At 54.6% G+C, this 13,527-nt stretch carries 13 protein-coding genes; 9 read left to right on the forward strand and 4 right to left on the reverse strand.

Going from position 1 to position 13,527, the window contains the following annotated elements:
* Positions 1 to 158 precede the first annotated feature (158 nt).
* The 9 genes from guaA to ACXADZ_RS09580 all read left to right on the forward strand — a co-directional run bounded on the left by guaA (position 159) and on the right by ACXADZ_RS09580 (position 9,576).
* Positions 159 to 1,718 carry a glutamine-hydrolyzing GMP synthase gene (gene guaA, locus ACXADZ_RS09540; protein ID WP_475195583.1) on the forward strand — a complete coding sequence of 520 codons (1,560 nt, stop codon included), beginning with the start codon at positions 159 to 161 and terminating at the stop codon, positions 1,716 to 1,718.
* A gap of 208 nt (positions 1,719 to 1,926) precedes the next feature.
* Positions 1,927 to 2,832, forward strand: coding sequence for a DMT family transporter (locus tag ACXADZ_RS09545; RefSeq protein ID WP_475195586.1), 906 nt, complete (start codon positions 1,927 to 1,929; stop codon positions 2,830 to 2,832).
* Between the two features lie 127 nt (positions 2,833 to 2,959).
* Positions 2,960 to 4,123, forward strand: coding sequence for an OmpP1/FadL family transporter (locus ACXADZ_RS09550; protein ID WP_475195591.1), 1,164 nt, complete (start codon positions 2,960 to 2,962; stop codon positions 4,121 to 4,123).
* A gap of 100 nt (positions 4,124 to 4,223) precedes the next feature.
* Entirely contained in the window at positions 4,224 to 5,120 is an 897-nt protein-coding gene (locus tag ACXADZ_RS09555) for a DMT family transporter (RefSeq protein ID WP_475195596.1), read from the forward strand.
* Positions 5,121 to 5,168: 48 nt separating this feature from the next.
* Entirely contained in the window at positions 5,169 to 6,041 is an 873-nt protein-coding gene (locus ACXADZ_RS09560; protein ID WP_475195600.1) for an ATPase, read from the forward strand.
* A gap of 36 nt (positions 6,042 to 6,077) precedes the next feature.
* A complete protein-coding gene (gene metA, locus ACXADZ_RS09565; protein WP_475195604.1) occupies positions 6,078 to 6,995 on the forward strand; it encodes a homoserine O-acetyltransferase MetA in 918 nt (305 codons plus the stop codon).
* Positions 6,985 to 7,938, forward strand: coding sequence for an alpha/beta fold hydrolase (locus tag ACXADZ_RS09570; RefSeq protein WP_475195608.1), 954 nt, complete (start codon positions 6,985 to 6,987; stop codon positions 7,936 to 7,938). The genes metA and ACXADZ_RS09570 overlap by 11 nt, the downstream gene beginning before the upstream one ends.
* 49 nt (positions 7,939 to 7,987) lie before the next feature.
* Positions 7,988 to 8,857: a polyphosphate kinase 2 gene (gene ppk2, locus ACXADZ_RS09575; RefSeq protein ID WP_475195614.1), complete on the forward strand. Its 870-nt coding sequence runs from the start codon at positions 7,988 to 7,990 to the stop codon at positions 8,855 to 8,857.
* Between the two features lie 104 nt (positions 8,858 to 8,961).
* Complete coding sequence (locus tag ACXADZ_RS09580; protein WP_171089665.1) at positions 8,962 to 9,576, forward strand: TetR/AcrR family transcriptional regulator; 615 nt, start codon at positions 8,962 to 8,964, stop codon at positions 9,574 to 9,576.
* A gap of 6 nt (positions 9,577 to 9,582) precedes the next feature.
* Here the strand turns inward: ACXADZ_RS09580 and ACXADZ_RS09585 are convergent, their stop codons facing one another.
* From ACXADZ_RS09585 to ACXADZ_RS09600, 4 genes are all read right to left on the reverse strand, one after another.
* Positions 9,583 to 10,641: an adenylate/guanylate cyclase domain-containing protein gene (locus ACXADZ_RS09585; RefSeq protein WP_171089663.1), complete on the reverse strand. Its 1,059-nt coding sequence runs from the start codon at positions 10,639 to 10,641 to the stop codon at positions 9,583 to 9,585.
* Entirely contained in the window at positions 10,638 to 11,006 is a 369-nt protein-coding gene (locus tag ACXADZ_RS09590) for a group I truncated hemoglobin (protein ID WP_171089661.1), read from the reverse strand. The genes ACXADZ_RS09585 and ACXADZ_RS09590 overlap by 4 nt, the downstream gene beginning before the upstream one ends.
* 363 nt (positions 11,007 to 11,369) lie before the next feature.
* Positions 11,370 to 12,077 carry an IS6 family transposase gene (locus ACXADZ_RS09595; RefSeq protein WP_475195621.1) on the reverse strand — a complete coding sequence of 236 codons (708 nt, stop codon included), beginning with the start codon at positions 12,075 to 12,077 and terminating at the stop codon, positions 11,370 to 11,372.
* Between the two features lie 71 nt (positions 12,078 to 12,148).
* Positions 12,149 to 13,525: a hypothetical protein gene (locus ACXADZ_RS09600; RefSeq protein ID WP_475195626.1), complete on the reverse strand. Its 1,377-nt coding sequence runs from the start codon at positions 13,523 to 13,525 to the stop codon at positions 12,149 to 12,151.
* Positions 13,526 to 13,527: the final 2 nt, after the last annotated feature.

Consider the following 13,527-nt stretch of genomic DNA (forward strand, 5'->3'; position numbering starts at 1 on the left):
TCATGATCCTTATCCAGACGAATCCAGACTTGGATCCTTTCAGGTTGTCATATTTTTGTTACAAAACTTTTACAATTGGGTTTTTGTGGAGGCCCGAAAATCCAAAGGAATTGGACGTCGCCCTTGCGAAATCACCGGGCTTGCCCTAAGGCGCAGACATGACCCAGACATCCCACGACCGCCTTCTTATCATCGACTTCGGTAGCCAGGTAACGCAGCTTATTGCCCGCCGCCTGCGTGAGCTGAATGTTTATTGTGAAATCCACCCTTACCAGAATGTCACGATGGATTTCGTGCGGGAAATGTCCCCCCGTGCCGTGATTTTCTCGGGTGGCCCTGACAGCGTGTCGCGCGAGGGTTCGCCCCGTGCTCCGCAAGAGATATTCGATTACGGCGTTCCAATTCTTGGCATCTGCTACGGCCAACAAGTGATGATGCATCAACTGGGCGGCAAGGTGGAAAGTGGTCACGGCACTGCCGAGTTCGGTCGGGCCTTTGTCACCCCCGGAAACACGTTGGATATTCTGGATGGCTGGTTCGCTGATGGGGATGAGCAGGTCTGGATGAGCCACGGCGACCACGTCAGTGAGATCGCACCCGGCTTTGAGGTCTTTGGCACCTCGCCCAACGCGCCTTACGCGATCACGGCGGACCCTGCGCGCCACTTCTATGCAGTGCAGTTCCACCCCGAAGTGCATCACACTCCCAAGGGCGCGAAGCTATACGAAAACTTCGTCAAACTGGCGGGCTTCAAGGGCGACTGGACCATGGGCGCCTATCGCGAAGAGATGATCCGCAAGATTCGCGAGCAGGTCGGCGACAAAAAGGTAATCTGTGGTTTGTCCGGTGGTGTCGACAGCTCGGTTGCTGCGATTCTGATTCACGAGGCAATCGGGGATCAGTTGACCTGTGTCTTTGTCGATCACGGTCTACTACGAAAGAACGAAGCCGAAGAGGTCGTGGGCATGTTCCGCGACAATTACAACATTCAGTTGATCCATGCGGACGAATCCGAGCTGTTCTTGGGCGAGCTCGAAGGTCAAAGCGACCCGGAGACTAAGCGTAAGACCATCGGCAAGCTGTTCATCGACGTGTTCCAGAAACATGCCGACACCATCGAAGGGGCCGAGTTCCTGGCTCAGGGCACGCTTTATCCTGACGTGATTGAGTCGGTGTCCTTCTCGGGCGGTCCGTCAGTGACAATCAAGTCGCACCACAATGTGGGTGGCCTGCCCGAGAAGATGGGTCTGAAGCTGGTCGAACCGCTTCGTGAGTTGTTCAAGGACGAAGTCCGCGCACTGGGCCGAGAACTCGGCCTTCCGCAGAGTTTCATTGGCCGCCACCCCTTCCCCGGACCGGGTCTGGCCATTCGCTGCCCCGGTGAAATCACCCGCGAAAAGCTGGAGATCCTGCGCGAAGCCGATGCCGTCTATATCGACCAGATTCGCAAGCACGGCTTGTATGATGAAATCTGGCAGGCGTTTGTCGCCATCTTGCCCGTGCGCACCGTGGGCGTCATGGGCGATGGCCGTACCTACGACTATGCCTGCGCGCTGCGGGCTGTCACTTCGGTTGATGGTATGACCGCAGATTATTATCCCTTCAGCCACGAGTTCCTTGGTGAAACCGCGACGCGGATCATCAACGAGGTTAAGGGCATCAACCGCTGTACCTATGATATTACCTCAAAACCGCCGGGCACGATTGAGTGGGAATGATAGGCGAACACTGCACTGAAACAGGAAGTTGAACGCGCGGAATGTTGTGCGCGTTCAACCCGTTTCCACAGTAATTCACTGTTACATTCTTGCATCCCTTCATTCTTCGGCGTTTGATTGGCTAAACACATTTAACTGTCTTTTCTAATGCCTGGCTTTGCGCTCCATCGCATGTTTGGCCTCGCGACTAATTCTGGATGCGTTAGTAATGAGCCACGGACAAAGTCACGTCTTTAAGGCTGCTCTATGGATGACCGGTGCCATCGCCTCGTTTTCATCCATGGCCGTTGCCGGACGAGAGTTAAGCCTCACCCACGACACGTTCGAGATCATGATGTATCGCAGCATCGTCGGGTTTCTTGTTGTGGCTCTTGTCCTGACAATCACCCAGAACTGGGCGCAGGTTTCAACGAAAAGCGTGGGGCTGCACGCGATACGAAACACACTGCATTTTACCGGACAAAACCTTTGGTTCTACGCCGTAGCAGTTGCGCCGTTGGCACAAGTCTTTGCCCTTGAGTTCACGCAACCACTCTGGGTCATACTGTTATCCCCTTTGTTCCTGAAGGAACGTCTGACCCCTCTTAAGATAGTCGCAGCGCTTATTGGGTTTGCAGGCGTTCTGATTGTCACTCGCCCCGGTTCTGCCCCGCTAAGCCCGGGTCTTGCTACCGCGGCGCTTTCTGCTGTTTTCTTCGCGTTTACAACAATTACCACCAAGAAACTCACCCGGTTTGCAAGTATTGGATGCATCGTCTTCTGGCTGACGGCCATGCAGGCTGTCCTGGGTGCCGCAGCCGCCGGGTTCGATGGTCAGATTTCGCTGCCGAACGCAAACACCGCTCCGTTTCTGGTTCTTGTTGGTTTGGCCGGATTACTGGCGCATTTCTGCATCACCAATGCCCTGGCCATTGCCCCGGCCACTGTCGTGGTTCCCTTCGACTTTGCCCGTCTTCCCACGATCGCAGTGGTCGGGATGATCCTGTATCACGAGCCCATCGACCAATGGGTCATGATCGGCGCTGTGGTCATTTTCTCTGGCATCTTCTTAAACATCTGGTCCGAAAATCGTAGCAATTTGGCAACAACTCCAAACATGAGTCGCACCAAGTAACGCTCCGTCACCAGTTGACCTTAAAGTAACCAAAAAGAAAGTATCGTGCGGAATAAAACGGGCAGGCGATCATTTCACTCACAACAATCGCCAACATAACCCGCAGGAGACCCATAGGGAGGACAGAATGAAAAAAACGCTACTTACAACCTGCGCGCTGTGCGTTGGGGCAGCAACTGCCCATGCAGGTGGCCTTGACCGAAGCGGTCAGGGGATCAATTTGATTTTCGAAGAAGGTTCAGTTGTTCAGTTCCGTCTTGGTTACACTGACCCGAGTGTGACCGGCACTATGCCCGCGTTGGCGGGTCCAAATATCGGCCAGCCTCAGGACTCTGGCGAAGTGGCAAATGATTTCTTCACGCCGCACCTGGGCTACAAGGCAGCCCTGACCGAAAAACTCGATTTTGCAATCATGTATGACCAGCCGTTTGGTGCTGACATCCAGTATGCAGCCAGCTATCCGCTGTCGATAAACCCAATTCCAGGCGGTCGGTCTGACGTTCTGAGGGCGACAGCGGACACCGACGCGATCACTGCGTTGCTGCGCTATAAATTCGACGGAGGCTTTAGCGCAATCGGCGGTATTCGCGCGCAGCGCGTTGAAGCATCAGTCACCGTACCACTTGCCGCGGGTTATAACGTAGACACAAACGCCGACACAGCATTTGGATACGTTATCGGTGTAGCCTGGGAAAAGCCTGAGATCGCGGCCCGTGTGTCTCTGACCTACAACTCGAAGATCAGCCACGATCTCTCGCAGACCGAATCTCTGAACCCACCGCCAATTCCCCCAATTCCACCGGGAACGGTTGCGACGTTCAACACAAACAGCGAAATTGAAACGCCCCAATCCATCAATCTGGACTTCCAGACAGGTGTTGCCCCGAAAACCTTGCTGTTCGGATCGGTTCGTTGGGTCGACTGGCCACAGTTGGTCTACAACCCGCCAAACTATCCACCGACCAGCAACCTTGTTGACTATGACGATGCCACCTTCACCTACTCACTGGGATTGGGCTACCAGTTCTCGGAAGAGTTCTCCGGCGCTGTGACTCTTGGCTACGAGTTGTCTCAAGGCACCCCGGTTTCAAACCTCGGCCCGACCGACGGTTTCTGGAGCATTGGCGTAGGTGGCACCTACTCGCTTGAAAATGCACAGATTTCTGGCGGCATTCGCTATACGGATATTGGTGACGCAACAGCAGACGGCGCTGGCCCCGGTGCGCGCGCAACATTCACGGGCAACAGCGCCTGGAGTGTTGGGTTCCAGATCACCTACGCTCTGAACTGATCGCCACCATCTTAGAACATGTCAAAGCCCCGCTGTTTCAGCGGGGCTTTTTCGCAAGAACCGGGTCGCAGTTTCACCTTCCGAATGAGACAGTGACGCCATGAATACACAAAAACACCTTTCGCCCCGCGCGTGGGCCGAGCTTTTGCTACTTGGCATCATCTGGGGCGCGTCCTTTGTCTCGATCCGGATCGCGCTGGACACCATTCCGGTCATGACGTCCGTGCTTCATCGCACGTTCTGGGCCATGCTGGTGCTTTGGCTGGTGGTCTGGGCTCAGGGGCACGAATTTCCGCGTGCTCCAAGGGTTTGGGCTGCCTTTCTGGTCATGGGTCTTCTTAACAACGTGATCCCTTTCAGCCTGATGGCCTGGGGGCAGCTTTACATCGACACCGGCCTGACCGCGATCCTGAACGCCTCGACCGCCGTGTTTGGGGTGCTGGTTGCAGCTATGTTTTTTCGCGATGAACGGCTGACAAAATCCCGACTGATTGGCGTTTGTCTGGGCTTCGTCGGCGTCACGATTGCAATTGGCGTACAAAACTTCACAGCGTTCAGCCTGCAAAGCACAGCCCAGCTTGCTGTTCTGGCTGGAACAGTGTCATACGCTTTCGCTGCCGCATGGGCCCGATATGCGCTGACCGATCTTCCCCCCATCGTTGCCGCAGCAGGCATGTTGACCGGATCGACCATCTTGGCGCTGCCGCTAACCCTGATAACGGATGGTTTGCCAAGTCTTGCGCTGCCAGCAATCACCTGGGCGGCCATTGGCTATTACGCAATTTTTGCAACCGCCGGGGCGTACCTATTGTACTACCGTGTTCTGGCCATGGCCGGCAGCGGCAACCTTATGTTGGTGACGCTGGTTATTCCCCCGGTCGCCATCGTATTGGGGGCATTACTGCGCGGCGAAGCGCTGTCACCCAATGCCTATTTTGGCTTTGCTATTCTTGCCGCAGGTCTTTTGGTTCTCAATCGCTCTGGCCGTCGTGATTGACGCCGCCCGTTGCCCGATTTAGCAAAGGCAAAAAAGGGACAGCGCATAATGATCTACTCCTCAGCCGAAGACTGGCGCACCGCACGCCGTAAGAAAGTGCTGTTCTTTGGCATGTCCGGCCTGGGCAAAACGTATGTCTCGAACATCCTCAGGGATTCGGGGAACTGGTTCCACTACTCGATCGATTACCGGATCGGCACGCGTTACATGGGTGAGTACATCACCGACAACGCCAAGGCCGAGGCTATGAAAGTTCCGTTCCTGCGCGACCTGCTGTTGTCGGACTCGATCTATATCGGCTCGAATATCTCGTTTGAAAACCTGACCCCTGTTGCCGCCTATCTTGGCAAACCGGGCAATCCGGCGCTTGGCGGGTTGGAAATGCCAGAGTACCGCCGCCGGCAGGAGCAGTTTCGTCTGGCCGAGATCCATGCCCTTTTGGATACCGAATATTTTATCGACCGCGCCGAGCGTTTGTATCAATACCCGCACTTTATCTGTGATACGGGTGGTTCGATCTGTGAATGGGTCGACACCGAGGATCCCAAAGATCAGATCTTGTCAGAACTGTCGCGCCAAACCCTAATGATCTGGTTGCAGGGGGATGAAGGTCATACGGCCGAATTGGTGCAAAGGTTCGATAAAGCACCGAAACCAATGTCTTATCAGGCAGATTTCCTGACCCGCACATGGGCCGAGTATCTGGATCAAAAAGGGTGTGCCGAATTTGATGTGGACCCTGACGATTTCGTTCGCTGGACCTATGCGCAGGCTCTGGCGCACCGCCAACCGCGCTATGAGGCGATGGCCAAGAACTGGGGTGTGACGATTGCAGCCGATGATATCGGCAAGATCCGCGACGCCGGTGATTTCGATGAGTTGATCGAACGCACCCTTGAGACCGAACCCAAGAACGCCTAACTAGCAGTTTTCCTTACTCTCTTCGAAGTCTGACACATGCCCATCAAAATCCCATCTGATCTTCCTGCTTTTGACGTCCTGACCAAAGAGGGCGTCATGGTCATGGACGAAGATCAGGCCATGCGTCAGGATATCCGCCCGCTGCGCATTGGATTGCTGAATCTGATGCCCAAGAAAATCCAGACGGAAAACCAGTTCGCGCGCTTGATTGGTGCGACCCCCTTGCAGATCGACCTGTCCCTGATCCGCATGACCGAACACCGTACCAAAAATACTGCGGCCGAGCATATGTCTGAGTTTTACCGCCCCTTTCAGGAGGTCAAGGATGAGAAATTCGACGGCCTGATCATCACGGGCGCTCCGATCGAGCATCTGGAGTTTGGTGACGTTACTTATTGGGATGAGATCAGCGAAGTCTTCGAGTGGACGCAGACCAATGTTCAATCGACCTTTGGTGTCTGCTGGGGCGGAATGGCGATGATCAACCATTTCCACGGTGTGCGTAAACACATGCTGGGCGCCAAGGCGTTCGGCTGTTTCCGTCACCGGAACCTGAACCCGGCCTCGCCGTTTTTACGCGGGTTCTCAGACGACTGCGTGATCCCTGTCAGCCGCTGGACTGAGATGAAACAGGGTGAAATCGACAGCGCCCCCGGTTTGAACACTCTATTGGGCAGCGACGATGTTGGGCCTTGCCTGGTCGAGGATCCCGATCACCGTGCGCTCTATATCTTCAACCATTTCGAATATGACAGCGATACGCTGAAGCAGGAATATGACCGGGACGTTGCCAACGACACGCCGATCAACGTGCCGGTCAACTATTACCCGGATGATGATCCATCACAAACGCCACAAAACCGGTGGCGCAGCCATGCGCACCTGCTCTATGGCAACTGGATCAACGAAATCTACCAGTCCACGCCTTTCGATATGAGCAAAATTGGCAAGTAAAGCGTTCATACTCCTTGGCCTCATCGTACTGGGCCTGACCGTGCTGACCGCTTGGCGCAGCGCCAGGAATGAGGCGATGGCAGAAGCGGCCTTTCCACCCGAAGGTCAGGTTCTTGATGTTGATGGCGTCGCCGTACACGCCGTTGTGATGGGCGAAGGCCCGGACGTGGTTCTGATCCATGGCTCTAGCGGGAACACGCGCGATATGACCTTCGCGCTGGCCCCCATTCTGGCACAGAACTTTCGGGTTATCGTGTTCGACCGCCCCGGCTTGGGGTATTCAGAAAGCTTCAACCCCGACGGCGAAACCATCATCGAGCAGGCAGATATCCTGCAACGGGCGGCAGCGCAGCTGGGGGCCGAAAAACCCATCGTTGCAGGCCAAAGCTATGGCGGATCGGTCTCGCTTGCGTGGGCAGTAACGCGTCCTGAAAACATCTCGGCCCTGGTTCTGATCGCGCCTGCGGCCATCCCGTGGGAAACGCCCTTGGATGGCTTTAACCGGCTGGCATCAACCACCGCAGGTAATGCTCTGGTCCTGCCCCTGATCAGCTCTTTCGTGCCTGAATGGTACGTGACGCAAGCGTTGGACAAAGTATTTGCGCCACAGACCGCGCCTGAGGGGTACGCAGAGCACTTCGGCCCCGGCCTCACGATCCGGCGTGGATCAATGCACGCAAATGCCAAGCAACGCGCCAATCTGCTGGATGAGATTACCCGTCTGCAGCCCAGATATGGCGAAATTTCCGTGCCAACAGAAATCATTCACGGAACCGCTGACGACACGGTTGGTCTTGAATGGCATTCCGAACGCCTGATCGACCAAATCCCAGGGGCCGAGTTGATCGACTTGCCCGGAATCGGCCACATGCCGCAGGTGGTCGCCGCCCCCGAGGTCGCTGCCGCCATAGATCGTGCGGCCCAGCGTGCGGGTTTGCGTTAATCCAGGCTCTAATCCATAGTAAGATATGGATTTTATCGCGAGGTGACATATGGCCCGGTCCGAAAAAGGTTCAATCGAAAGATACTATCAAAAAGACGCCCCCAAGGCGGTACGGGACGAAATCAAGAAGTCGGGAAAAGGCGATATTCTAAACGCCACATACCCGTATCGCGAGAAAATGAAGACCAAGGACTATGATGCTCAGATGGAGCTTCTCCAGATCGAGTTGGTCAAGATGCAGTCCTGGGTGAAAGAAACAGGTCATCGGGTGGCGATCATCTTTGAAGGGCGCGACGCCGCTGGTAAAGGCGGCACTATCAAGCGGTTCCGCGAAAACCTAAATCCGCGCGGCGCGCGCAATGTAGCGCTTGCCAAGCCTTCGGATGCGGAACGCAGCCAATGGTATTTTCAACGCTATATCGCCCACCTGCCCGCCGCTGGCGAAATCGTTTTCTTTGACCGGAGCTGGTACAACAGGGGTGTCGTCGAGAATGTCTTCGGTTTTTGCACGCAGGAAGAGCGTGAGAGGTTCTTCCGTCAAGTTCTGCCGCTGGAAATGGGTTTGGTGAATGACGGGATCCATCTCTTCAAATTCTGGCTCAATGTCGGGCGTGCCGAGCAGTTGAACCGCTTTTTGGCGCGCGAGACGGATCCGCTCAAACAGTGGAAGCTTAGCCCGATTGATGTGGCGGGTCTGAACAAATGGGATGAGTATACGGAATCGATCTCAGAAACGCTGACCAGATCGCACACTGACGCCTGCCCTTGGACGATCGTGCGTTCAGACGATAAGAAGCGTGCGCGTCTTGCAGCCATCCGTACGGTCCTGCATGCGTTGGACTATGATGAGAAAGACAAGAAGAGCATCGGCAAGATTGATCCGCAGATTTGCGGTGGCCCGGATGTCTGGGATGCGTAACCCTACACTCCAACGAAGTGTTTTGACGGACAGGGTTGGACGGATCTGCGTGTTTGCTCTATCTCATTGTTTTCAAACACTGCATCAAGACAGCTGAGGCCGGAATGACGAAACGCGGGTATCACCACGGGAACCTGAAACAGGCTTTGGTCGAAGCCGCGTTGTCCCTGATTGAAGAAAAAGGGCCTACTGGTTTCACCCTATCCGAAGCCGCAAAAACCGCCGGAGTGACCCCTGCCGCTGTCTATCGCCATTTTCAGGGACGTGAAGACCTGATTGCCGAGGCGGCGCGGCAAGGGTTCGAGATGTTCGCTGATCTGATGCAATATGCCTATGACAAGGGGCAGCCATCAGCGCTTGCAGCGTTCGAGGCAACCGGCCGGGCTTATTTGGCCTTTGCCCGCAAGAACCCCGGCCATTATATCGCGATGTTCGAAAGCGGGATCTCTTTGAACCGCACGACCGAGCTTTCTTTGGCCGCCAATCGCGCCAAGTCGGTTCTGGAAAAAGCGGCGGCGGACCTGTCCCAACATATACCGCCGGAAAAGCGCCCACCTGCATCGATGTTCAGTGCCCATATCTGGGCGATGAGTCACGGTGTTGTTGAGCTTTTTGCCCGCAACACTGGCGCAACCTCTCCATTTCCGCCAGAGGATTTACTGGAAAGTGGGATTGGCATTTACCTACGCGGTTTGGGCCTCATTCCTCAAGACGACTGAAACGGGTCACAGCAACCTGTTACCTTGTGGCATACTCAGACCCGAGGTCACATTAATCAGGTCCATCTCGCCCATTCCCTTGATGTCAACACAACCAAGGTCGGAAACCTGAAATTCGTCGATCAGGGCATACTTCATCTCTTCCGGTGCCACGATGTTCATTGGGTTGGCGAAGACTTGCAAGCGGGACGCTATGTTCACAGCCGGGCCAAAAACGTCATAGACATATTTCTGAATTCCAACGACCGATCCGACCGCAGCCCCCATCCCCAGGCCAATCCGGGCCTGCCATTTGTGCGGATGGCTTTCGTTCCGGCGCTCGAGATAACGGAGAAACCGCACGGCACAATGCGCGACAGCCGTGGCATGATCCGGGGTTGGGTCAGGCATGCCGGACACAGCAAGGTATGCGTCACCTATTGTCTTGATCCGCTCACACCCAAACTGTTCGACGATACGGTCAAAAGCCGTGAAGATATCGTTCAGTTCACTCAGGGTTACGGTTGGGTCGGTCTTGGCTGCAAAATCTGTGAACCCAACAAAATCCAGCATCACCACCGAAACCTGCTGATACAGCTGAGGTGTGACGACGCCAAATGTCTTGAATTCTTCATAGACGGCCCTTGGCATCAGGTTCAGCAACAGGCGTTCAACCCTTTCTTTTTCGCGCTCAAGTTCTCGGGTATTGCGCTCGACCATGGTGGAATAGCTGTCGATCATGCTTTCCAACTCGCGAATGCGGGTGATGTTCTGGCATTCCACAATCAGCACCTGTTCCGACAACCCATTGGCCAGCGACACTGTCACCGCAAAGATCAACGTCCGGCGTTTTGGTTTGATCTGAAGCTCGACGGAATACCTGAGGCCAGACTGTTTGACATCTTCCAGTTCTTTGGGGTCGAGATCCGGCAGAATATCTCCAAGCGTATTGCCTTCTTCCGGGGTCCCGAACCATTCTGCGAAAGGTCCATTGTGAAACACGAACTCCAGATCCGAGGCACGCACCACGGCGACACCAACACCAATGGCACGCAACAGTTGCTCGTTGATTGCCAGTATGCTCATGCCGCAGTCCGGACGACGATGATGGACCGTTTGCCCTCAATTGCGGCGAGCGCTGTTTTGATATCCCCGTCCGACATGCCATGGGCGCTCAGCGCATCGCCGAACAGTTCCGCCATGACGTCAAATTCATCATGTGAGATGTTCAGATGCCGGTGAACAGCTTCAATTCTGTCGTCGTTGAATGATGCAGGTCCTCCGATTAGCGAAGACACAAACTTCGTCTGATGGTCAATCAAACGGGGCATATCAATGTCCTCGAAGTAATGGCCGATGTCGTCAGAATCCAATGCCATCTCATAGAAGGTCATCACGACGCGGCTGATTGTTTTGAAGCCGCCATACTTTTCATAAAGTGTCTGTGTCACACGAATACCCGCGCGTTACTGATCAATAACACCACAACTCTATATCAAATTGATATTTTTGTTAACGTTTATGATCAGTATGCTCCGACCGGAAAAGAGTTTTCAGGCAAGTCAATTGAAATCTGCCGCAGGTCTTTGCACCCGAATAACTTAAAACAGTGAAACGAGTAGATGAAGCCAACACACCCACCTGGTTTCAAATGCTTCTCCTGCCCCTTCATCCTTCATGTGATTTTCAGTGGCGGCATCGGTGAATCAAACCGATCTGCACCCGTGCACCAAAGATCATCACAGTTAGGAAAATTATGGCGGTGCTGTCAGACGAATTCGAACCAGTCTCAGTTTGCCGCAGAAACCGTGAACCTATCCGGAACAAAGTTCGCGCCACTCGCTAAGTGCGGCGGCGCGGGTTAGCTTGAAGGTGTCTCGGCTGGCTAGCGATCTTTCCTGGTTGAAGTGGTTGTATACGGAGGAATGGACGGAAGCGAATTTCTGTAAACTTCTCATGCGCCTGAACCGTTGCATAGCGCGTTCGCGTCGTCGAAACGGCAGGTGCGAATTCTCAACCCGGTTGTTGAGCCACCTGCCCGTCCGCTGTTTTTCGGTAGCTCCGAGCTCTCTGAGCGCGGCTCTGTATGAGGCGAAGCGATCTGTGACGACGTTTTCCGCTTTGCCGTGTCGCTTCATCAATTTCTTTAGGAATTTCAACGCTGCAGCTTTGTTTCGGCGTTTGGTGACAACGGCTTCCAGCACCTCGCCTTCGTGATCAACAGCCCGCCAAAGATAATGCCGCTTACCATTCACCTTCACGAAAACCTCGTCCACGTTCCACTTCCATTTCGAGAATGTGCGCAGTTGCTGAACACGCTTCCGCCGTATCTCAGCAGCAAACATCGGGCCAAACCTGTTCCACCAATATCGGACAGTTTCGTGGCTCACGTCGATGCCTCGCTCGTGCAACAGATCTTCGACATTCCGAAGCGACAGCGGGAAACGGATGTACAGCATCACGGCCAAGCGGATGATCTCCGGACTGGTTTTGAAGTATTTGAATGAGGCAGGTCTGATCATGGGCAAAAACTACGCAACACCCCAGCCCCGCTCAAGCGAAGTTAATCTGACAAGGCCACCCGGTTAAATCCCTAGGCCAACCATATTAAATCATGCTCGCGTTGCGCGGTCGTCAGGCCGTTCTGAAAATAGGTGTCATAATAGTCAATTTCCACACGATGGGCCTGCAGCCAGACACCTGGTGCATGAACAGCTTCGCAATGGGCAGGAAAGCGACCGTGGGTTTCATAGACATAGGTGCAGATGTCGCGGGCGCACTCGATGATGTCCTGCTCGTATTCGCCCGCCTCTTCCAGGTATTTGTTCCCGAAATCACCTTTGTAGATTTTTTTGAACAATGCCTCGTTCTTGTATATGCCGTCCGGGCCAAATTTACCTGCCACGACGGCATCTACTGCATCGGACATGGTCGGATAGTAAGGTGGGCATTTGCCCTTGATCAGATGCTCTCCGTGATGGCGCAGGCCCACTGCATGGGCACGGACATGCTTCATTGCTGCGATGGGCAATGTGTGCCAGCGTAACAGATCCATCAGGCGCCATTTGGGCGTGATGTAGTCAAAGCTCAGCATGGTACCGTAACGGTCGCTGAATTTCGGATCACCCATCAGAATGGGGGGTGAAATGGCGGCGTGAATCCAGCCGCCCAGGCCCATCGCCTCTGTCACCAGAAACAGGTTTTGTATCAAGAGATCTGCTTCGATTTGTGTTCGCATCTGCCCAAGAACACCAAGCGGGATCTTGATATCCGGATTCAAAAATCCCTTGTCGATCCACTTTTTCACGCCTGCAGGTCGATAAAAATTTCGATCATCGACAATGACGGGACGCGCCTTGTCGGGCTGCGTCAGAATATACATCAAGGCGTTGATGTATTGGTGCGACAGGTCAACGACCGGAAAGAAAATTGTGGAACCGGGTGTGTTCGACAGAAACCGGTTCGAGTCCAGATAGGCCGGAAAATCGCGCATACCGGCGGGTACGTCGATGCGACGATCAAGTATCTGAACCTTTGCCTGTTCGGCGCGGTCAATAAGTACCTCTGGTGTCCAGTTTTCCGTCCCACCCTGGAGCGGATCAAGGCGACGCAGGAAGTAGGTACCGCTGTCGTTGATCATGAAAAAATGGGTGCCCTGAGCGTTGTCCGGGCTGCCTGCGGTACGACCTTCCATTACCAGATTTGGTTTGGACATGATCGGGTCGCCGCTTTCATCGTCGAAAAACGGCCGGTCCGGCATGGTTATGCCTGTTGCTCCTGTCGCGGCAATCAGGATCGCCTCTTGCAATGGTGACAGTGGGGATCGGTCGTTCTGAGTCTCCCAGCTTAGCGTACCCGCAACCACGTTCGATCCGCGGCTGACCCGCTTGGTTCGGCGGTTCCACAAAGTTCGCGCCAGCGGGGCGCTCAGGAAATAGTCCAGTCCATTTTGCGCTTTGTCCTTTGGCATGC

It is taken from the genome of Ruegeria sp. ABM4_193, assembly GCF_056158705.1.

Coding starts and splice junctions, on each gene's coding strand:
- ACXADZ_RS09580 (WP_171089665.1), top strand. CDS start 8,962: ATGACGAAACGCGGGTATCACCACGGGAACCTGAAACAGGCTTTGGTC.
- ACXADZ_RS09555 (WP_475195596.1), top strand. CDS start 4,224: ATGAATACACAAAAACACCTTTCGCCCCGCGCGTGGGCCGAGCTTTTG.
- guaA (WP_475195583.1), top strand. CDS start 159: ATGACCCAGACATCCCACGACCGCCTTCTTATCATCGACTTCGGTAGC.
- ACXADZ_RS09545 (WP_475195586.1), top strand. CDS start 1,927: ATGAGCCACGGACAAAGTCACGTCTTTAAGGCTGCTCTATGGATGACC.
- ACXADZ_RS09595 (WP_475195621.1), bottom strand. CDS start 12,077: ATGATCAGACCTGCCTCATTCAAATACTTCAAAACCAGTCCGGAGATC.
- ppk2 (WP_475195614.1), top strand. CDS start 7,988: ATGGCCCGGTCCGAAAAAGGTTCAATCGAAAGATACTATCAAAAAGAC.
- ACXADZ_RS09550 (WP_475195591.1), top strand. CDS start 2,960: ATGAAAAAAACGCTACTTACAACCTGCGCGCTGTGCGTTGGGGCAGCA.
- ACXADZ_RS09585 (WP_171089663.1), bottom strand. CDS start 10,641: ATGAGCATACTGGCAATCAACGAGCAACTGTTGCGTGCCATTGGTGTT.
- ACXADZ_RS09560 (WP_475195600.1), top strand. CDS start 5,169: ATGATCTACTCCTCAGCCGAAGACTGGCGCACCGCACGCCGTAAGAAA.
- metA (WP_475195604.1), top strand. CDS start 6,078: ATGCCCATCAAAATCCCATCTGATCTTCCTGCTTTTGACGTCCTGACC.
- ACXADZ_RS09600 (WP_475195626.1), bottom strand. CDS start 13,525: ATGCCAAAGGACAAAGCGCAAAATGGACTGGACTATTTCCTGAGCGCC.